This window comes from Salinicola halimionae, assembly GCF_003206065.1.
Taxonomy (GTDB): Bacteria; Pseudomonadota; Gammaproteobacteria; order Pseudomonadales; family Halomonadaceae; genus Salinicola; species Salinicola halimionae.
In genome coordinates this window covers 775,932-795,576 of sequence record NZ_PZJQ01000005.1, presented here as the reverse complement: position 1 = coordinate 795,576, position 19,645 = coordinate 775,932, and the positions used below count along the sequence as shown (strand labels likewise).

Sequence of the window (19,645 nt, the reverse complement as noted above, 5' to 3'; positions counted from 1 at the left end):
GACATTTCGTCCTACCTATAAGCTCTCTCCATCAACCAAAGCCGAGCGATCGGCGGGAGGGCAAAATGAAAAACATCACGGGTATCTACTCCGCGCCTCGAGCCCACTGGGTCGGCAACGGCTTCCCCGTGCGCTCCCTATTCACTTATGACCGCATGGGCGCGCATCACGTCACACCGTTTCTGATGCTCGACTACGCCGGGCCGAAAGATTTTACCCCGGCGATCAAGCCACGCGGTGTCGGCGCGCATCCGCATCGCGGCTTCGAGACCGTGACCATCGTCTACGAAGGCGAAGTCGAGCATAAAGATTCCACCGGCAACGGCGGCATCATCAGCCCGGGTGACGTTCAGTGGATGACCGCCGGCAACGGCATCGTCCATGAAGAGTTTCACTCCCCGGCGTTCACCGAGCGCGGCGGGCGTTTCGAAGTCGTCCAGCTGTGGGTCAATCTGGCGGCCGCGAACAAATCGGCGCCCCCCGGTTATCAGTCGCTCAAGGCTTCGGAAATACCGCGTGTCGCGCTGGCCGACGATGCCGGCCACCTCGCGGTGATCGCCGGGGAATACGCCGGCGCGAACGGCCCGGCACAGACCTTCAGCCCGATCAACGTCTGGGATCTGCGTCTGAATCAGGGCGGCTCGACCACGCTCAGTGTGCCGGAAGGCCACACCACGATGATCGTCGTTCTGAACGGCACCGTGCAGCTCAACGGCACCAAAGTCGCACGGGATGCCGAGCTTGCCCTGTTCGAGCGAGCAGGCCGCGAGATCGTAATCGAGGCCAACGACGAAGCCAACAACGCGGCCAAGCTGCTCGTGCTGACCGGTGAGCCGATCAACGAACCTGTCGTGGGGTACGGGCCGTTCGTCATGAACTCTAGCGAAGAGATCGAAGAATCGATGCGCCAGTTCCAGGCCGGGCAGTTTCAAGCCGAACAAGTCGACACGGCGTCGTAAAGAATTCGGGCGATGCCGGGGACGCTCCAGACCGTTCCAGTATCGCCTGATGCCCAGCGGAATACCGAGCCTGGTGTTCCGCCCTTTCCCTAAAGAGAAGGAGATACGTGATGGCCTATTCCTACCAGAGACTCGACAAGAACGACGTCGCCGTACTGATGATCGATCATCAAGCCGGCCTGCTATCGCTGGTCCGCGACTTCGGCCCCGACGAATTCAAGAACAACGTGATGGCACTCGCCGACATCGCCGAGTTCTTCAATTTGCCGACGATTCTCACCACCAGCTTCGAGGACGGCCCCAACGGCCCGATCGTTCCGGAGTTGAAAGAGAAATTCCCCGATGCGCCCTACATCGCCCGCCCCGGCCAGATCAACGCCTGGGATAACGAAGAGTTCGTGCAGGCAATCAAGAACACCGGCAAGAAGCAGCTGCTGATCGCCGGCGTGGTGACCGATGTCTGCGTGGCCTTCCCGGCGCTGGCCGCGCGTGAAGCGGGCTACGAAGTCTTCGTGGTCACCGACGCTTCGGGCACCTTCAATACGACCGTGCGCGATGCGGCGTGGAGTCGTATGTCTCAGGCCGGTGTCCAGTTGATGAACTGGTTCTCGGTCGCAGGCGAGCTGCATCGTGATTGGCGTAACGACATCGAAGGTTTTGGCGGTATTCTCACCCGACACCTGCCGCACTACTCGAACCTGATTCAAAGCCGCGACGCGACACTGAAAAGCTAAACGACAAGCGCATTACCGCTGCCGCCACCGATTCGCTCGGTGCGGCAGCCCTCGTCTCGCTCAGGAGGACGCACATGAGCAACACAGAGCATCATTCTCGTCTCTACGATTCCCGTGAGTGCCCCGTCGAGGACGGCCACCGGCTGATCCAGCATCTCACCGCCCGCACGGCGGATGTCGGCGGAATTCCGGTCAACCGCGTCCTGCCTCAAAGAGGCCGCCGGCTGATCGGCGCCTGGTGTTTTCTCGACCACGCAGGCCCCGCCACCTTCACCAGCGACGCAGGCGGCATGCATGTCGGCCCTCACCCGCACATCGGCCTGCAGACTTTCACCTGGATGCTGGCCGGCGAAGTCATGCATCGTGACAGCCTGGGTAGCGCACAGAAGATCCGCCCCGGCGAACTCAACCTGATGACCGCGGGCCGTGGGATCGCCCATACCGAAGAGTCGGTGCCCGAATCCGGCCAACTACACGCTGCGCAACTGTGGATCGCCCTGCCCCACGCCGAACGCCATACCCAGCCACGCTTCGACCACTACCCCGACTTGCCGCGCTGGACCAAACAGGAAGTCGACATCACCCTGTTGATCGGCGACTTCAGCGGCCACCAGGCACCCACACTGGCGTTCTCACCGCTGGTCGGGCTCGATATCGTCAGCATCGATGCAGCCCGTTGCCAGTTCCCGGTACGTTCAGACTTCGAATATGGCGTTCTCGTGCTGGAAGGCCACCTGACCCTCGAGCGAGACAGCTTCGAAGCAGACGAAATGGCCTACCTCGGCAGCGGGCTCGACGAGATCACGTTAGAGATGGAAAGCGGCACACGCGTTCTGCTGCTCGGCGGCGAACCGCTGAACGAAGACATCTTTATCTGGTGGAACTTCGTCGGCCACAGCAAGGGGGAAATCGCCGAGGCACAGCAAGCGTGGGAAGAGAGCAGCGAGCGCTTCGGCGAAGTGCCGGGGTTCGATGGTGAAAGAATCATGCCGCCGCCGATTCCGTGGAAGGTTGGCTTATAGACGAGGCAGGACTAGAAAAATAATGCATGCATCTGATTTAAAAGGATAGTTCCACGCGGTCGCCGTTATATATACCATTTCATATACCATGAGATAGGATCGGATGCCTACGCCTTGCTCCGTATTGGAATCATCATGGGCTAAAAATAGTGCTACTTGTAGGCTAGTAAGGCTCCCCCCAAGTCGCTCGTGGATCAGAAGTGCGTTCAATACCCTGCTGAACGTATAGGCCGGGTTCGACATAATTCAACCAGCCGTCCTTCAGCGAAATTTCCACACGGCCGAGTAGACAGAAGTTCTCTACGTGATCCGATCCGCATGCGCAGTCATCCTCGTGGGTAATACGCTCCCATTCACCACCGTTGTTGATTCGGTAGTGCAGCCCAGGGAAGCGCCCAATCTCCTTGATGCGCAGCCCTGGATGATGGATGCCATACTCAAAAACACAGACGGTATCTCTAGACATCTTCAAAATTCCCACTCCCTTCGCATATAGTGGGGCCATCCCATGGTAGACAAGTCCATCCAGCTCTATGGATATTTCGTCGTACTCCTTAAGGAGCGTATTTATCTCTGGGAGGATAAAGCTAGGCGCACTAGTTCCATGATATAGGGAGCTACCGCAAAGAAGTTGCACGATGCATGTGACAGCCTCACCTTTGCAAGCGGATGGAGAGAGAAGGTCCCTGGTCCAGAATGGCCTATACATTGCGCTGCGAGCCGGCATGTGCTTCTGAAGGTGACAAGAATACTCTGGAAGCTCTAGCGACCGTTGGAATGCTTCGAGGCCTTCGTCCGAGCTATATCGAATCTTATCCCATGGCATCGCTAGTAACTCGCGATAAACGGGATCATCCGAAGGCTCGGGGAAGAGCCAGCTAACGTTGCACTTGCCCGCGAAGCTGCGGAGAACTTCTGCCGGAGCTGTAATATGACAAAGGATGCAGTTGCTACTTAAACCATTCTGATTTAATGGACCAACCATATATCCATCTTGGCGCACATACCTGGGTGTTCCTTGGCTTGTGGCGATTTCTGATAAGTGAACCGCCTGAGCACCGGACTGACGAAGAGACTTCTTACTTATTAGATAGAGGTGGCCTGTATCCTCGATTGGTTCAAACCATGCATTGAGGGTGCGCAGCCAAACCGGATCTTCAAAACAGTCTTCCACCAAAGTGAACGCGTACTTTGACTTAAATCGATTATTGGCGAACCAAGCGGCAACGCGGGGATCACCAGAAGCATCGAGGAAAAAAGAGCGAAACCCATAGTGTTGTAAAATTGCTTGATTGGTGGCTGTATCCTCATTTTCTTCTCAGCCACGCACTAAATGCTGCAAAGCCTTCTTGGCATAATAGGACCATTTAATCATCAGGTCAGGCACACACCCCTGGCGCTGAAACGAGCTTAGCAATGAAGGGGCCCCATTAGAATCCGGGTAATTCTTAGTTTGTCCTCGATAGAGGATGCCTGGTCCATATCGTTTTAAAGTTTCTTTGAGCTCTCCAATTGTGGCGCAATGTAGCTTTTCCATATACCACCCATTCCTCTATAGTTAGTAAGCGTCAAATAAAAAATTGCCAATTAGGTAAAAATTGAAATTCATCGCTAGCCATGCGAGCTGCGACCGAACCGATTGGCGTGAACCAGCGACCACCCACCACATAGCATTCAAAGCCAACAGCCCACTCTTTTAACGCCAAAACATTAAATAGCTCGAAACGCTGACCTTATTTTATATCAGCGCCGCTCATAGATCGCCACCCAAGCGACTGAAATGGATGACTGGGGATTTTCCATTAACTCGGCAAAGGCCATATTTTTCCTCGTTCAAAGCGCGCAGCACTCAACAGTTCTCCATTTGGATCGTCGTCATAATGAACAGCTCCTAAAAACCCTTCTTCAAACCTGCGAGCAATATGATCCTTAAGAATCGACTTTGAGCCGCCAAAAGGAGAGATATTCTCAATCCACACATTACCTAGAAACATCACCGGCAGCCTAATGTGTCGCCTTGGAAAATTTAGACTTTCATAGGATATATAAAGGGTTAAACCGTGCGCATACTCGACACTCATGTTAAACAGACGGTCGCCCAGCTTAACCCTAAAAGAACTAAGTAAAAAAATAATACCAAAAACAAAGTCTCTAAAATGCACACCGTCGATTTCGATGTCTTCCACCCACACCCCTGAAGCAATAAAAATTCTTTTGAGCTCGTTACTGAGTTCGTCAAGCGTACCAAGCCCTTTGAAGAGTGGCGGCTCAAACGCTTCATCATGAAAATAGGCTAGACAATTATTCTCAAAGTGAGAAGCCGCTTGTTTAACGTTTTTTAAGACAAGGCCTCGGTCCTTTTCATCAGGGTGGGCTAAGAAATCTCCTAACTCTCGTAAAATACTACCTTGCTCCGAATAATCGCGTGTCAAAACAGTAAAAAGAGCAATATCATCTTGATCAAAACTACGATTTTGATAAATTTCAAAAAAATGGTGAGCTTTATGGCGACAGTATGAATTCACAAAAGCCTCATCTTCAGTTAGCAGGCATTAAACATCCATGGTCATTCCATCGTATGATCAAACAACATACCACCTCTATCCCCGTGTCGCTAGCATGGAATTGGCACAAGCGAAACATTTAAGACAACCAATTCATACGCTTTCCAAATTTTCTGTTTTGCACGTTTTAGTTCTTTATCGACGTTCTGACCAGCCTCATTTACTCGTGCATCATCAGTTACGATCTTTGCATCCAGCTTGCCAGCCTGAGCAATAACTTCATCAATTCGCTGCTGTCGAGTTGTATCAACCTCGCCGACAGTAAAGATTCCCTCCATAGGCGGACCAATCAAACGATCAACAAAGCTTTGGTTGTAAACTAGATAGCGGCATCTCGCCCCATCAGTAGTTTCAACTCCGCAATGGTCGAACTTCGGATCGCCACGACTGATCCCATCGACAACCTCACCAATGGCAGACTTTCCTACTCAATTAAGGCCATAAATGTATGTAGCAGTCTTGGTGGGATCCAAGCAAACTGGATACACCTTGGTAGGATGAAAGCTTTTACGGTTGCAAATGGAAATCGTCCTGACCATTAGTCCATCCCCGCAAACTATAATGTAATCACGGTACGTGCATGCGATTGCTAACCAAATTTATGCACAGGTCCGTGTCCGTGTCCGTGTCCGTGTCCGTGTCCGTGTCCGTGTCCGTGTCCGTGTCCGTGTCCAGGCATGCGACTATAGAAGCCCCAATATCGGTGCAACTTCGATGTATAGGAGCAGGAAAAATCGAATACCGCTTCCCGCTAGTCTCACTTGTGCTCTCTCAGGCTGTCTTAAGAACACTTTTTGTATCAACCTGCCACACACTGTTTCACTTATCTATTTTGTATCCCACCATCTTTCGTCGAGTAAGCTGCAAAACGCATCATTTTGCATCGTTTTCCAGCTTCTTGAATCGCCCCGCCGCCCCAATACTGGCGCGGCCCAGCGCCCTCTGCAACGCTGCATCAAAACCGACCCATTTAGCGCGCAGGCGGGGCGGGGAGTCGACAGCGCGCCGGCAGGTTGCGGCGAAGTTAAGGCTGGCTGGTGGCCACAGGGGGCAATGTCGCTGGATAGGGCAGCGTTCACCCATAAAATGCGCCCAGGCGTTTAGGCCAGCCTGTCAGAGTCGGCGGGCTCGAGTTCCTTCAAGCTGCGGTATGCTCAAGCCGGTCGCATGTTTCGCGCCGTGTGTCATTCACCGCCACCAAGCCCACGTAAGGACGAGAACACAATGGATCCCGCCGTCTGGATCACCTATCTCGGCGTCATTACCGCACTGATTCTGTTCCCCGGACCGGTAGCCTTACTTTGCATGCATCATGGACTGCGCCATGGCCGTCGGCGGGCACTGGCGACGGTGATGGGCGGCGCACTGGCCTCGCTCGCTTTGATGGCTCTGTCATCGATGGGACTGGGGGCGATCCTCGCGACATCCGAAGCCGCTTTTATCGTATTGAAGGCGTTCGGCGCCGCGTATTTGGTTTATCTCGGCGTTCAGGCTTGGCGCGCACCTTCCGAGCCGATGGCGACTGAAAGCGTACCGGATGCCGACGCCGTGACGACTAGCGCTCGCCCTACACGGAAGCTATTCAGCAAAGGATTTACGATAGGGATCAGCAATCCCAAGGATCTGCTGTTCTTTGGCGCGCTCTTTCCCAACTTCATAGACCTAAGCCAGCCGCAGTGGTCGCAGTTCGCGATCCTCGCGCTTACGTGGCTGGTAGTCGATCTGGTAACCATGACCACATATGCCTCGGTGGGCTCAACGGTGAGCCGATGGTTCGGTACATCCCGCCGAGTCCGCCTGTTCAATCGCACTACTGGCGGGCTGTTCATGGCAGCGGGTGGCGCGCTGGCTGCTTCACACAGATAAGGATCGCGCCTCATGGAATCACAGACCCTTCACCGCCCCATTGCCGTCTTCGATGCCGGCATCGGCAGTTACGCCATCGTGGCCGAGATACAGCGGCGGCTGCCCCGTCAGGACGTGATTTATTTCGCGGATCGCGCCAGTTTCCCCTACGGCAGCAAAGCGCCGGAGGAGCTGGCACAAGTCATGAGGCGGACACTGGGCTTTCTGGAGACATTCGACCCTTCAGCAATCGTTGTGGCGTCAAACGCCCCGTCGATCACCGTGCTGAAAGATGTAAGGCCAATGACTCGGCTTCCCGTCTTTGGCGTATTCCCCCCGCTGACAGCAGCGCTGGCAGCCTCGACCAACCATGCAATAGGGATCATGGGTGTCCGGTCACTCGTAGAAAGCAAAATGCTGCGAGAGTTCGTGGCGGGTCACGATCTCGATGGGACCAGTGTCGAACTGATCAATGCTTCGAGCATGGTCGAATTGGTCGAGAGCGGCGAGTTTCTGTTCGATCCGCCGGGTACGCAAAAGAAAGTCGACGACTTTATGACCTCCCTCTTTGAACGAAAGCCCGACCTCGATGCACTGACGCTCTCGAGCACTCACCTACCCTGGCTCAAGCCGTTTTTTGAACGCGCACGCCCTCAGTGTCTCTTTCTGGACCCAGCCGAAAGCGTTGTCGCAAGCCTAGGCGACGGGACAGAGGGAAGCGGCAGGATTCGAACGATAGTGACGGAAGACGAGCGTTATTCCGTCAGTGATTTTCGCCGCATGTTGGATCGTCTTGGCGTGGAGCTGACTCTTGAGATCGTAGAAACACCGCAGTGATATCGCGCGCCGTATCGACCCAATTGGAGCGGCCCCTTCGCTCGCCAAGGGGAGTTGACTAGGAACCGGTGGCCAAGCCCCATCCAGAACTTAGAGCCGCCCCGAATGGCGCTATCCGCCCTATGCCAGTGCGGTCTTGCTGACCAGCACCACACCGAAGATGATCAGCATCACCAACACCACTTTGCGGAAGGTGTCGGCATCCATCCGCTGACGCACGATGCCGCCGATCTTGGTGCCGACGTAGACGGGTATCAGCCCCAGCAGCGAGATCCAGATCGATTCGACTGTCATGAGCCCCAGCTTCGCCAGGCCCACGGCCATGATCAGGCTCGAGAGGCTGAAGGAGATATTGATCGCCTGGATAAACCGCTTGGGATCTAGCCGGAGCGCGAGCAGGAACGGCAGTACCGGCATGACTTGCGATCCAGTCATGCCATTCACCAGACCGGTGAGAAAGCCGGAAACCGGTGCGAGCTTACGGCCCAGGCTCTCCGGCATCGGCTGGCCAGGTCGAAACAGCGTGAAGGCGCCGTAACCGATCAGCACCAAGCCCAATATCGCGCCGGCGACCAGGCTATCGATCAGACCCAGCACGGCGAGGCCGATCAGCAGGCCGGGAATGGTGGCAAGAAACATCGGCCAGAAGCGCCGCATCGTTTCGCCGAAATGCCCTGCCTGCTTCATCACGATGGCGTTGCTGACCAGCGAGGGAATGATCACAAGCGGCATCGCGAACTTCAGTCCCAGCCCAAGCGCGAGGATGGGTAGCGCGGATGTCGAGAACCCCAGTCCGGTCGCCCCTTTGACAAAGGCGGCCACGAGGTAGGCACAGGCGATGATCAGAATCGTCTCGAGATTCACGGCGTGTCCATGCTCAAGGTAGAGTTCACACGGAAGTTTGCTCTGCCCTTTCGCGTGTTAGCAGTTGGCGATAATTCGGAATAGCGAACGCCCCGAACGTCTTCAGGCAAAACCCATTCATTCGTCAAGAATCGAGAGAGCGACGCTCGGAAACGTGCGATTTAAACCCCCGGGCGCCTCATCGCCAACATGCCGATGCTAAAGACGACCATCAGGGCGCCGCTGGCGCGGTTGAACCATTGCATTGCTTTGCCGTTGCGCAGATATCGGCCGATCTTGCTACCCAGCACGGCGTAGATCGCGATCGCGATCGCGAACATTTCCATGATCAGGAACAATGCGCCCACCAGGGTGAAGCTCAAGGCGTAGTGTTCGGGTATTACAAACTGCGGCAAAAAGGCGGTGAAGACCAAAATCGCCTTGGGGTTACCGGCGGCAACCAGGAATTCCTGACGCATTAGCGACCTCATCGACTGAGGCGCTACCCCCTCGACGATCACCGACTGCGGCTTGCTCATCAGAAGCTTGATCCCGAGCCATGCCAGATAGGCCGCTCCTGCCCATTTCACGACGATGAAAAACCACATCGAGGTGGTCAACAGCGTGCCCATTCCGATACCCGCAATCGCGATCATGGGGATGAAAGCGGCGATCCGCCCGAACGAGGCGATGATGGTGCGAACCGGCCCAATGCGAGCGGCGTTGGTCGTCGCCAGCAAATTGTTGGGGCCGAACGCCATGTTTATGGCGAAACAAGCTGGCAAAAATACCAGCAGAAACGTCAGATCCATTTTCCTACCCCTGCCTCAGGTTTGCTCGAGATTCGCCGACTGAATGCTTCAAGCCAAGGCTCTAAGGCTATCATGGACCATCAGTGAAGCCGGTAGTAAAACCGTCGGTTGAGCCCAGTCGACGAGCGAAAGCTCAGAGCGTAATGATCCGAACCCATGCCCCGCCTATATCATCACAATGGCATTGCTGATCAGCACGGGAATGATGATCAGCGGTATAGTGGATTTCAGGCCACGTGCGAGAATGGGCAGCGCGAATGTCGAAAATCTCAAGCCCGTCGCCCCGTTGACTAAGGCAGCCACAAGGTAAGCGCAAGCGATGATCGCGATCATCTCGAAATTCGCAACGCATCCATGCGGGAGGTGGGCTCGCGCAATCCGTTAGGTAATCGAAGTGTGCGCTGTGCGCTGCGGGGTGACAACGAGGCTGGCGTTAGCGAGGTCACCAGATCTCTAACGCACTCTCCATGGAAGCGTTATGCTTCAGCGCTAAGTGTTGTCACCCGGAAACAGGTTATGGCAGGTTCCGCTGGAGATTGGTGTATCGTCGCGCCCTCGCTTCGTATCGAGCGTTTGGAAGCGCGTTTTCAGGGCCACGCTTACGGCATGCACCGCCACGATACCTTCGCAATCGGTATCACCCTGGGCGGTGTACAAAGCTTTCACTATCGCAGAAGTCACCGGCACAGCCTGCCCGGCACGGTCATCGTGCTCCACCCAGACGAAGTTCACGATGGCCACGCCGGAGACGAACGCGGTTTTCACTACCGCATCCTCTATGTAGCACCATCGCTCATTCAGTCAGTGCTCGGCGGCAAGGCGCTCCCCTATCTCGATGGAGGTCTATCGACCGATCCTGGCCTGACCAGCGCAGTGCAGTCGCTGTTGCGCACGCTAGATGCTCCACTCGACCCCCTGGAAGAGGACGACGGCCTCGCCGATCTCGCCCATGCACTGGAGGCCAACAGCGATGGCCGCCCTTCTCGTCAACGGCAGACACTGGATTACCACGCGGCAAGCCGGGTGCGGGACTATCTTGACGCGCACCGCTGTGACAGCGTGACCCTGCAAGAACTGGAAGGGATAGCCGGCCAGGAACGCTGGACGCTCTCCCGCGATTTCCGAGCGCTGTTCGGCACCAGTCCCTATCGCTACCTCACGCTACGCCGACTGGATCTTGCTCGTCGGCAGATCGCAGCCGGTGCCCGTCTGACGGATGTCGCAGTCTCGGTGGGTTTCGCCGATCAAAGCCACATGACTCGTGCCTTCGGTGGTGCTTTTGGCGTCACCCCATCGCGCTGGCGTTCGCTACTGAAGCAAGACTGATCGACCCTTCTGCAGGATCGTTCAAGACCCACACCCTGCTCGGTATTAACGTGGTTCGCTCCAACAGACCGGAGCTTCCCCATGATCGAACAGCGCCCCTCCCAAGCCGTCAGCCCCTTTCGAAAAAGCGATTTAGTCGTCGACCTGTGGTCGCCACATGTCATCGCCGAAATGAATGACTACCAGTTCAAGGTGTCGCGGATCGAAGGCGATTTTATCTGGCACAGTCACGCCGACACTGATGAAGCGTTTTATGTACTGGAGGGCGAGTTGCGTATTGATTTCCGTGATGGCGCGGTCACATTGCACTCCGGCGATCTATACGTCGTGCCAAAGGGTATTGAGCACAAACCGTACGCCGCACGGGAGGTTCGCTTGATGCTGATAGAACCCAAGGGCGTAAAAAACACCGGCGATGAAGATGGAGAGCTAACCGCTGAAAATGATCAGTGGGTCTAACGTCCCCGCTCGCCATAAGAGAGCTAGTTATCGTTTAAACATCTGGCGCCTGTCTGTCCCGGATAAGGGCTAGTGGACACGGAAAAAGTTTGGTGCGAAGCAGACATGCAACGGCTGAGCTCAGGTGCCTTTTGACCGGTCGCGGGCGGCGGCTGCCTCGACAGCCCAATCCTCCGACGTGATCGCATAGCGCTCATGATCTCTCCACTCACCATCAATTTTCAGGTACCGAGGCGAATACCCCTCCAACCGAAAGCCCAGGGACTTGACCAGGCCAGCCGAACGCACGTTACCTGGCTGAATGTTGGCCTCCAACCGGTGAAGCTCGTGTTCGCCAAAGGCGTGGGAAATCACGGCACTCAATGCTTCCTTCATCATCCCTTTGCCCTGGTTCGGGCTGAAGGCGTAGTAGCCGAGATACGCCGACTGGAGCGCACCCCGAACGATCTCATTCAGATTGATACACCCAACCAGCGTGCCGTCCCCTGCCTTGGCAAAATAGCTGTAGTGCGACTCCGCTGAGTACCGGCGCAAATGATCCGCGTATTTCTCCGGTGTGTCTGGCGGAGAAACCCAATGCCCCAAAACGGACTCGCTACGCTGAACAGCAGACAGGAACGCCGATTGGTGCTCTTCGCTTGGCTGAAAGACTTCCACATTCATCATAATGACGGCTCTCTACATTAACCAGCGCAGGCATTTCGTCGAGAGACAGAGCGCATGAAGGGCACGGTGCGATCAGCGCCATCGATTAAGCTGGACGTCTGGCCGCGACAGTCTGATCGGCCATGAGTATCCGTTGCGAACCAAACTTCAGGGAAAGACTTTTTCGAAGTGCTCCATTACCAAGGAAGTATCGTTGGAAAACCTCAAGCCTAGTCGCTGCGCCTCTCGCTCAAAGAAGAGAACATGCGCCTCTCTCCAAGATTTGTAGGTCCTGTCCCCTTCTCCCTCAAGATAAGCGAACGTCTCCGGAACCTGATCAAATGCCGAAACCTCGACGCCTGTTGTTCTGACGATGCATACCGGAGCCTGAGACCAATCGAGAACAAGCGTTAAAGCGCCTGGCGTGGGTAGTGGTGAGCCTTCAGCTCGATAGGATTGCATCAGCGCGCAGGTTGCACGTTTGATGCCATCATTGATTAAGGCGGCACAGTCGTTAGCATCCGCCTCGTTGTCGCAAAAATGTTCCACTGCTACCTGCGAGACATCACTCCGCGCGCGCTCGCTGAGAGTTGTCAGATAACTTGTGAACATCTCCCGCTGCTCTTGAGTCATAAGCATCCACCGTTTGTATTAGCTGCCTACCTCGGCTTAGCGGTTTAGTTAAGCACCTCAAGGCAGGCACGAGCTTGGCTCTATCGCGGCAATACGATACTCGAGAGTAAGATTGCAGTCAGAAAGCCATGACAACCATAGCGCGCCACAACGTCGTAAAGGAAAACCCATTGGAATTGAAAGACATCGCAAGAGATCAGTTGAGCGAAGCAGCGGACGTGCTGTCTCGCTTCAGGCAAGATGAAACCCAGCTGGAGGCCATTTCTCAGGCAGCTGAATTATTGGCGGCACGCTTCAAGGCTGGTGGAAAGGTACTCGCCTGCGGCAATGGCGGCTCACACTGTGATGCGATGCACTTCGCCGAAGAATTGACCGGACGCTTTCGGGAGGACCGCCGCGGCCTGCCGGCCATCGCGATCTCGGACCCAAGTCACCTTTCCTGCGTCGCCAATGACTTCGGCTACGAACACGTATTTTCCCGCTATGTCGAAGCCGTGGGCAGGCACGGAGACGTGCTGTTCGGTCTTTCGACCTCGGGTAACTCCGAGACCATCATCAAGGCCGTCGAAGCCGCTAGAGCCCAGAACATGAACGTCATACTGCTGACCGGCAAGGATGGCGGCAAATTGGCGGGGCTCGCCGACGTGGAAATCCGGGTTCCTCACTTCGGCTACGCCGACCGCATCCAGGAGATCCATATCAAAGTGATCCACTCGATCATTTTGATGGTGGAGAAACTAGTGGCGTGAGCTTTGAAGATCGTAATTCAGAATGGGTATTGATGAGCCGAACAGCAGGCAAGGTCAGTGGTGATGCGCGGTTTGATGAGGCGGGATCATTCGAGATCAATCGAAATGGCGCCCGAGGCAGGACTCGAACCTGCAACCCACGGCTTCGAAGGCCGTTGCTCTATCCAGTTGAGCCACTCGGGCGCACGGCGCAGACAATAACATTACAGGGGCCTCCGATGCGAGTGCCTCGAAGGCCTGCCGTGACTTATCAGTGCGCCATCATTTCTTCGGCGACCTCTTCACCGCTCAGATCGGAGGGATAGTAGGTCGGCCAGTTGACGACTTCCTGGAGCAGCGCTTCGCGGTCATCACCCATATAGATATGGTAGTGGTCCGCATCGGTGGGCGCGATGACGTGATCGCTGAACTGGAAATATTGCGGGGCGTCTTGATCGCCGCCTTCCCGCTCGAAGATATAACGCACGCCACGATTGCCGGCTTCGTAGGTCAGTATCTCGTAGCCGTCGTAGGCGTACTCGCCGGTGTGCGCTTCGCCGCCATCAAAAAAGGTGACTTTGTCGCCGTCGATGACGATACGATTCACGTCGGTCCGATAGCCTTTCTCATAATAGGTCTTGTACTCGTCGGCGCTCTTGTCACCGTGCTCGGCCTTGTGAGCAAAGACGTCATCGAGGGTGCCATCCTCCAGATAAGGATAGACGGACTGCCAATCCCCTTCCCAGTCAGAAAGCTGACGATCCTTGACCTGGCCATCGTCGAAATAACCCGCGTGGATATCATCGTCGTGATCGTGGCCATGTGCATGGCTGTGGTCGTGGCTATGCGCGTGTTCATGGCTATGGTCGTGATCGTGATCCGCGGCGAATACGGCCTGATAGCTGCCCATCGTCAGCAAGCCGATCAACACGGCACCCGCGTTATGCGCTGATACTAACTTCATGAATTGATTCCCCTCTCTGATCCACGTAATGGCTAGCTCGCCGCCCATACAATACGTTATATCATAACATTTTATCAATCACTGCGATCGTTCAGCACCGCTTGGAGCGGACAGCGCACCCCCTCTGCCGCGTCGAGGCGGCAGTCAGATAGGGGGAAAAATGGGGGAACGATAAAAGTCAGGATGACGGAACAGACGAGAAACAAGCTCAGGAGTCAGTCGTACCCATGGCGCGTCGGTCGAGCAGGCGCTGCATGGCGGCACTAGGTTTCTCGATCTTGCGATAGAAGCGGCTCTCGGCGTAGCTCTCGTTGAAGGCGTCGAAATAGTCGTCGAGCACGTTGGCGGCGTTGACGTCACCCGCCTTGCGCAGCAGTTCGGCGGCGACCTCGGCGGTACAGAGATGCGCAGCCGATGCCGGCTTGCGCAACCGATAGCGGGTCAAGCGGTCAGTATGCAGCGGCAATACCGGCAGGCCATCCAGATACGGGCTCTTGCGGAAGATGCGCCGCGCCTGGCGCCAGGTGCCGTCGATCAGGATGAAAACGGGAATGAAGCCATCCTGCTTGGCGCCGATCACCGCACGCTCGTCGACCACGCGGTGCTGGTAGTCCGGCTGGTCATCGGGGAACACCACGAACGGTACGTAGCGGCGATCCGCCAGCAGCTCGAGCAGGCGTGCCTCCGGCGCGGTGCGATACCAGGTAAAGGTCTGGGTCTGCGGCAGCACGTCGGCGATCAACCGCCCGGTGTTGGTGGGCTTGTTGTGTTCGTAGGAGTGCGTCAGCAGCCATACCTGGGCATCGCTAGTGGCGGTCACGCGGTACGGGCAAAGACAATTGAGCACTGGCAGGCGGCAGCCGTCGCAGCGTTCGACGAAGCTACCCCGCGCCTTGAATTCGCGGCGCGGCGGGGTCGTGTCTCCGACAGCCGAGTCGCGCCTGGCCTCAGGACTCGGAAACTCGGTCTCGCTCAGTGACCGGGCTTCGGTCGTCAGTTCGGCATCATCACGCATGGTTCGGCTGTCTCGCGCACAAAAAAGCGGGGCGCGCATTCTAGCACTTCGCCCCGCTTCCCCAGCGTTGGAATTAAGACAACATTCGTATCGATCTCAGCGGCTGACGCTCTCGCTCGTTTTCGCTGCCTTACCCTCGGATCGAACACCACGCTGTTTCCAGTAGCCCGCCAGCAGCGAACCGGAGACGTTGTGCCATACGGAGAACAGCGCGCCCGGCAGCGCGGCACCGGCCGTGAAGAACTGGTTGGCGAGCGAGACCGCGAGGCCGGAATTCTGCAGACCGACTTCGAAAGCGATGGTGCGGGCGGTGCGAATATCGAAGCCCAGCGCGCGGCTCAGCCAGTAACCGGCGGCAAGCCCGATACTGTTATGGGCAATCACCGCGATCGCGACGATCGGTCCCAGCGTGGCCAGATTGCCCGCATTGAGCGCAACCACGATGGCAATGATCAGCACGATGGCAGCCATGGCGAGCGTGGCCAGCGCCGATTCGATCTTGCGGATACGCGCGCCCAGCAGGTGATGCACGATGACACCCAGCGCGATCGGCGCGATGACCAGCTTGGCGATGCTCAACAGCATGCCGAGAACCGGCACGTCGATGCTCTGGCCGACCAGCAGCCAGGTAATGAACGGCGTGGCGACGACCGAAATGACGGTGGAAACCATGGTCATCGACACGGAGAGCGCCACGTGGCCGCCGGCAAGCCAGGTCATCACGTTGGAAGAGGTGCCGCCCGCGGTGGCACCGACCAGGATCATCCCGGTGGTCAGCTCCGGGCTCAACTGCAGCACGCGGGACACCAGCAGCGCGGCGACGGGCATGATCAGAAACTGCAGCACGACGCCGACGGCGATCGGCTTGGGCGACTTGATCACCCGCGCGAAGTCTTCGCGGGTCAGCGTCAGGCCCATGGCGAACATGATCACCACCAGCAGGGTCGTGATATCCGCCTTCAGCCCGACGAAAAGTTGCGGCTCGAAAGCCGCGATGACGGCCAGCAAGACGGCCCAGACCGGGAACAACCGGTTGATGCGTTCAAACATGATGATGTGTCCTAGCGATGATTGACCTGCCAACGGGCAAGTCGGGGCCGCTCGAGCGGCTCTGTTGGGGTCGATGCGAGAGCGAATCCGACATCGACCGGGCGCGCCATTTTGCCGCAGAGCGTGCCGCGACTAAATAGGCAAAAGGCAGGAAGCGTGCGGAACACGTCTGTCAGTCTGGAAGACGGTCTACAGCATCTGCCTAGAAAGTCAGTCAAGGAATCAGTCAGCGAAACGATCCTGTTTTCGCCAACGTGCGACGAGCGCCGGCACGCCCTGGCTGGCCGGTTCGGCAATGGGGCTGACACCCGGCGGCGCCAGTTCTCTTGCATGGGGATCGACCAGCCAGCATGGCGCCTCGAACGGTGCCTGCTCTAGCAGCAACGCGGCCGGCATCACCGCCAACGAGGTGCCGACGACCAGCAAGGCATCGGCTTCGGCGACGATATCGCAGGCCTCGGCGTAGCGTGGCACGGCTTCGCCGAACCAGACCACGTCTGGGCGCAGCTGGCTGCCCTTGTCGCACAGATCGCCGATCGCGATGGCCCCATTCGGCGAGGTCTGGTCCACCGGATAACGTAGATTGGCATCGGCCGAGGAACGCGCCAGCAGAATCTCACCGTGCAGGTGCAGGACGTGTCGCGAGCCGGCGCGCTCGTGCAGGTCATCGATGTTCTGCGTGATCACGCTGACTCGAAAGCCCGAGGCCTCGAGTTCGGCCAGCGCCCGATGCGCGGCGTTCGGCTGGGCCCGGCGGGTCTGTTCGCGGCGCTCGTCGTAGAAGCGCAGCACGCTTGCCGGGTCGCGCGCCCAGGCTTCCGGCGTGGCGACATCCTCGACGCGATGGCTCTCCCAAAGACCATCGCCATCGCGGAAGGTCTTGAGGCCGCTTTCGGCACTGATACCGGCACCGGTCAGCACGACCAGATGGCGGGCGTCGTTATCGTCATTCGTGGCGTCGTTCGTGACGTCGTTCATGGCGGCAGGCTCATCCTGAGGGTTCACGCATTCGTTATCATCGAGGCTAGCATGCGAGGTGCCGGGCGGCACTCGAGCCAAGCCCTTGAGCCAAGCCCTTGAGCCAGCCCTTGAGATAGCCCGCGCCAGCCGCGACAATAGCGCCCTGTTAGTTCACCCAGGCCAGTGCCATGACCGCGCCGCTTATCCCAACCGAGCGCCTTGGGCCGCTGCCGGTGATCTACCGCGACGCACGCCTGATCGCCGTGGCCAAGCCGCCCGGCATGCTGGTGCATCGTACGGCGCTGGCCCGTGGCGAAACCCGCTTCGTGATGCAGACGCTGCGCGATCAAATCGGCCAGCACGTCTATCCGGTTCATCGGCTGGACCGCCCTACCGGCGGCGTTTTGCTGTTCGCGTTGGACAGCGAAGCGGCGGCGGCGATGAGCCGGGCGTTCACCGAGCAGCAGATGACCAAGCGCTATCTGGCGGTGGTTCGCGGCTGGGGCCCGGAGGCGGTCAGTGTCGATGCTGCCCTGCGCGAGGAAGACGGCGTTCGCCCCAAGGCGGAGATGCCAGCGCATCCGGCGCTGACCCATTTCCGGCGCCTGACGACGGTGGAGATCCCGGTGGCAGTCGATCGCTATCCGCAGTCGCGCTACTCGCTGATGGAAGCGCGTCCGGAGACGGGCCGGCGCCATCAGATTCGGCGTCATCTGGCCCACTGTGGGCACCCGATCATCAATGATGCCAAGCATGGCAAGGGCGTTCACAACCGCTACTTTCGCGATCATCTGGACTGCCCGCACCTGCTGCTTGCAGCGGTTTTCTTGCAATTTCGACACCCGTTCGAGGACCGCACGCTGACGCTGGAAGCGGCCCCCGACGATCATTTTACCGCCCTGCTCACGCGGTTCGGCTGGCAGGCGCATCTGACGCTGAACGGTGCCCGGTGGGAAGATGGCGCCAGCGCCACCGAGCATGCCGAACCGATCGACATCCCTTTATGATCGAGAGCCCATGACCGAATTGACCGAGACTCGAGACAACGACGACTACGACTTCCGCTTCGGTGGCATTCGACGCCTCTACGGCACCCGCGCTGCCAACGCCTTTCGCCGGGCGCACGTGGTGGTGATCGGCGTGGGCGGCGTGGGTAGCTGGAGCGCCGAGGCGCTGGCGCGTTCCGGCATCGGCAAGCTGACCCTGATCGATCTGGACGAAGTCTGCGTCTCCAACGTCAACCGTCAGCTCCATGCGCTGGACGGTCAGATCGGCAAGCCCAAGGTCGAGGTGCTCGCCGAGCGCTGCCGCGCGATCTGGCCGGGCATCGAGATTAATACCGACGCCGCTTTCATCACCCCGACCAATCTGGCCGAGCGGATTCCGGCCGACGCCGACCACGTGATCGACGCCATCGACCATGTCGGCGCCAAGGCCGCGCTGATCCACTACTGCAACCGGCGCAAGTTGCCGATCACGGTGACCGGCGGTGCCGGCGGTCAGAGCGATCCGACCCGCGTGCGCGTGGCCGATCTCACTCGCACCGAACATGACCCGCTGCTGGCCAAGGTGCGCTCGAAACTACGTCGCGATTTCGGCTTCTCGCGCAACCCCAAACGCCGCTTCGGCATCGAATGCGTCTATTCGGACGAGCAGCTGGTCTATCCCGGTGAAGACGGCGAAGTCTGTCTGCAGAAACCGGCCCCGGGCCAGGCTACGCGGCTCGACTGCGCCGCCGGCTTCGGTGCGGTCAGCGTGGTCACCGGCACTTTCGGCTTCGTCGCCGCCGGTCGTGTGCTGACCCGGCTGGCCGAGAGAGCCAAACGCGCCGCCGAGGGCATGGAAACACCGACGCAGAAGATGGCGTCCGAGAGATCAGCCGAGACCCTGGAGACTCCGTCATGAGTGAACACCACAGGCCCGTGCCGGGCATCTATCGCCACTACAAGGGCCAGCTCTACGAAGTCCTGGACGTGGCTCAGCATAGCGAGACCGAAGAGTGGCTGGTGATCTACCGCGCGCTCTACGGCGACTACGGCCTGTGGGTGCGCCCGCTCGCCATGTTCTGCGAACAGGTCAGCGTCAGCGACGAGCCGGTGGCGAGATTCGCGCTGGAGAAGGCGTTTCGCTAATTCGCCAGCGTGATCAGCACTGCGCCTCGTGGCTGTCTGATTGCCGGCAGGACGGGTATAATGCGCCGCTTTCCAAGCGACGGCCCGTCACTGTAGGACAGCGGTCGGCGAATCATT

At 57.8% G+C, this 19,645-nt stretch carries 23 protein-coding genes and 1 tRNA gene; 11 read left to right on the top strand and 13 right to left on the bottom strand.

Annotated features, from left to right (window positions below; genetic code table 11):
* Positions 1–65 precede the first annotated feature (65 nt).
* From DOM27_RS16530 to DOM27_RS16520, 3 genes are all read left to right on the top strand, one after another.
* Positions 66–959, top strand: coding sequence for a pirin family protein (locus tag DOM27_RS16530; protein WP_110657640.1), 894 nt, complete (start codon positions 66–68; stop codon positions 957–959).
* Positions 960–1,069: 110 nt separating this feature from the next.
* A complete protein-coding gene (gene ycaC / locus DOM27_RS16525) occupies positions 1,070–1,693 on the top strand; it encodes an isochorismate family cysteine hydrolase YcaC (protein WP_110657638.1) in 624 nt (207 codons plus the stop codon).
* A gap of 74 nt (positions 1,694–1,767) precedes the next feature.
* A complete protein-coding gene (locus DOM27_RS16520) occupies positions 1,768–2,715 on the top strand; it encodes a pirin family protein (RefSeq protein ID WP_110657636.1) in 948 nt (315 codons plus the stop codon).
* A gap of 163 nt (positions 2,716–2,878) precedes the next feature.
* On the opposite strand, the gene DOM27_RS18015 is transcribed toward DOM27_RS16520, so the two are convergent.
* From DOM27_RS18015 to DOM27_RS16510, 3 genes are all read right to left on the bottom strand, one after another.
* Entirely contained in the window at positions 2,879–3,181 is a 303-nt protein-coding gene (locus DOM27_RS18015) for a hypothetical protein (RefSeq protein WP_223162366.1), read from the bottom strand.
* A gap of 1,336 nt (positions 3,182–4,517) precedes the next feature.
* A complete protein-coding gene (locus DOM27_RS17935; protein WP_157956780.1) occupies positions 4,518–5,240 on the bottom strand; it encodes a hypothetical protein in 723 nt (240 codons plus the stop codon).
* 89 nt (positions 5,241–5,329) lie between these two features.
* Entirely contained in the window at positions 5,330–5,692 is a 363-nt protein-coding gene (locus tag DOM27_RS16510) for an AAA family ATPase (RefSeq protein ID WP_110657634.1), read from the bottom strand.
* A gap of 811 nt (positions 5,693–6,503) precedes the next feature.
* Between DOM27_RS16510 and DOM27_RS16505 the strand changes: the two genes are divergently transcribed.
* Both DOM27_RS16505 and DOM27_RS16500 read left to right on the top strand, forming a co-directional pair.
* On the top strand, positions 6,504–7,145 hold the full coding sequence (locus tag DOM27_RS16505) for a LysE family translocator (protein ID WP_110657632.1): 642 nt from the start codon (positions 6,504–6,506) through the stop codon (positions 7,143–7,145).
* Between the two features lie 12 nt (positions 7,146–7,157).
* Positions 7,158–7,961 carry a glutamate racemase gene (locus DOM27_RS16500; protein ID WP_110657630.1) on the top strand — a complete coding sequence of 268 codons (804 nt, stop codon included), beginning with the start codon at positions 7,158–7,160 and terminating at the stop codon, positions 7,959–7,961.
* 120 nt (positions 7,962–8,081) lie between these two features.
* Here the strand turns inward: DOM27_RS16500 and DOM27_RS16495 are convergent, their stop codons facing one another.
* From DOM27_RS16495 to DOM27_RS16485, 3 genes are all read right to left on the bottom strand, one after another.
* Positions 8,082–8,825 carry a sulfite exporter TauE/SafE family protein gene (locus tag DOM27_RS16495; protein WP_110657628.1) on the bottom strand — a complete coding sequence of 248 codons (744 nt, stop codon included), beginning with the start codon at positions 8,823–8,825 and terminating at the stop codon, positions 8,082–8,084.
* 161 nt (positions 8,826–8,986) lie between these two features.
* On the bottom strand, positions 8,987–9,616 hold the full coding sequence (locus DOM27_RS16490; protein WP_110657626.1) for a LysE family translocator: 630 nt from the start codon (positions 9,614–9,616) through the stop codon (positions 8,987–8,989).
* A gap of 165 nt (positions 9,617–9,781) precedes the next feature.
* Positions 9,782–9,949: a hypothetical protein gene (locus DOM27_RS16485; protein ID WP_188113739.1), complete on the bottom strand. Its 168-nt coding sequence runs from the start codon at positions 9,947–9,949 to the stop codon at positions 9,782–9,784.
* Between the two features lie 183 nt (positions 9,950–10,132).
* Here DOM27_RS16485 and DOM27_RS16480 point away from each other — a divergent pair, with 183 nt between their 5' ends.
* Complete coding sequence (locus DOM27_RS16480) at positions 10,133–10,942, top strand: AraC family transcriptional regulator (RefSeq protein ID WP_110657624.1); 810 nt, start codon at positions 10,133–10,135, stop codon at positions 10,940–10,942.
* 81 nt (positions 10,943–11,023) lie between these two features.
* The gene (locus tag DOM27_RS16475) at positions 11,024–11,401 is read left to right on the top strand and encodes a cupin domain-containing protein (protein ID WP_110657622.1); all 378 of its coding nucleotides are present in this window, start codon (positions 11,024–11,026) and stop codon (positions 11,399–11,401) included.
* A gap of 120 nt (positions 11,402–11,521) precedes the next feature.
* Here the strand turns inward: DOM27_RS16475 and DOM27_RS16470 are convergent, their stop codons facing one another.
* Positions 11,522–12,067 carry a GNAT family N-acetyltransferase gene (locus DOM27_RS16470; protein WP_110657620.1) on the bottom strand — a complete coding sequence of 182 codons (546 nt, stop codon included), beginning with the start codon at positions 12,065–12,067 and terminating at the stop codon, positions 11,522–11,524.
* A gap of 147 nt (positions 12,068–12,214) precedes the next feature.
* The gene (locus tag DOM27_RS16465; protein ID WP_110657618.1) at positions 12,215–12,679 is read right to left on the bottom strand and encodes an ASCH domain-containing protein; all 465 of its coding nucleotides are present in this window, start codon (positions 12,677–12,679) and stop codon (positions 12,215–12,217) included.
* A 128-nt stretch (positions 12,680–12,807) separates the two neighbouring features.
* Between DOM27_RS16465 and lpcA the strand changes: the two genes are divergently transcribed.
* Positions 12,808–13,428, top strand: a complete 621-nt coding sequence (gene lpcA, locus DOM27_RS16460; protein ID WP_110657616.1) for a D-sedoheptulose 7-phosphate isomerase — start codon at positions 12,808–12,810, stop codon at positions 13,426–13,428.
* A gap of 106 nt (positions 13,429–13,534) precedes the next feature.
* Here the strand turns inward: lpcA and DOM27_RS16455 are convergent.
* From DOM27_RS16455 to DOM27_RS16435, 5 genes are all read right to left on the bottom strand, one after another.
* A tRNA-Arg gene (locus tag DOM27_RS16455) sits at positions 13,535–13,611 on the bottom strand.
* Positions 13,612–13,678: 67 nt separating this feature from the next.
* A complete protein-coding gene (locus tag DOM27_RS16450) occupies positions 13,679–14,371 on the bottom strand; it encodes a metal-binding protein ZinT (RefSeq protein ID WP_110657614.1) in 693 nt (230 codons plus the stop codon).
* Positions 14,372–14,579: 208 nt separating this feature from the next.
* Positions 14,580–15,386 carry a tRNA-uridine aminocarboxypropyltransferase gene (locus tag DOM27_RS16445; protein ID WP_110657612.1) on the bottom strand — a complete coding sequence of 269 codons (807 nt, stop codon included), beginning with the start codon at positions 15,384–15,386 and terminating at the stop codon, positions 14,580–14,582.
* Between the two features lie 96 nt (positions 15,387–15,482).
* Positions 15,483–16,436: a bile acid:sodium symporter family protein gene (locus DOM27_RS16440; RefSeq protein WP_110657610.1), complete on the bottom strand. Its 954-nt coding sequence runs from the start codon at positions 16,434–16,436 to the stop codon at positions 15,483–15,485.
* 222 nt (positions 16,437–16,658) lie between these two features.
* Positions 16,659–17,414, bottom strand: a complete 756-nt coding sequence (locus DOM27_RS16435; protein ID WP_110657608.1) for an SIR2 family NAD-dependent protein deacylase — start codon at positions 17,412–17,414, stop codon at positions 16,659–16,661.
* A 170-nt stretch (positions 17,415–17,584) separates the two neighbouring features.
* Between DOM27_RS16435 and DOM27_RS16430 the strand changes: the two genes are divergently transcribed.
* Genes DOM27_RS16430 through DOM27_RS16420 form a run of 3 tightly spaced genes read left to right on the top strand, consistent with a single transcriptional unit; the run spans position 17,585 to position 19,528 of the window.
* Positions 17,585–18,403, top strand: coding sequence for a pseudouridine synthase (locus DOM27_RS16430; RefSeq protein WP_110657606.1), 819 nt, complete (start codon positions 17,585–17,587; stop codon positions 18,401–18,403).
* A 10-nt stretch (positions 18,404–18,413) separates the two neighbouring features.
* Complete coding sequence (tcdA, locus tag DOM27_RS16425; RefSeq protein ID WP_110657604.1) at positions 18,414–19,301, top strand: tRNA cyclic N6-threonylcarbamoyladenosine(37) synthase TcdA; 888 nt, start codon at positions 18,414–18,416, stop codon at positions 19,299–19,301.
* Complete coding sequence (locus DOM27_RS16420; RefSeq protein ID WP_110657602.1) at positions 19,298–19,528, top strand: DUF1653 domain-containing protein; 231 nt, start codon at positions 19,298–19,300, stop codon at positions 19,526–19,528. Before tcdA ends, DOM27_RS16420 begins: the two co-directional genes overlap by 4 nt.
* Positions 19,529–19,645: the final 117 nt, after the last annotated feature.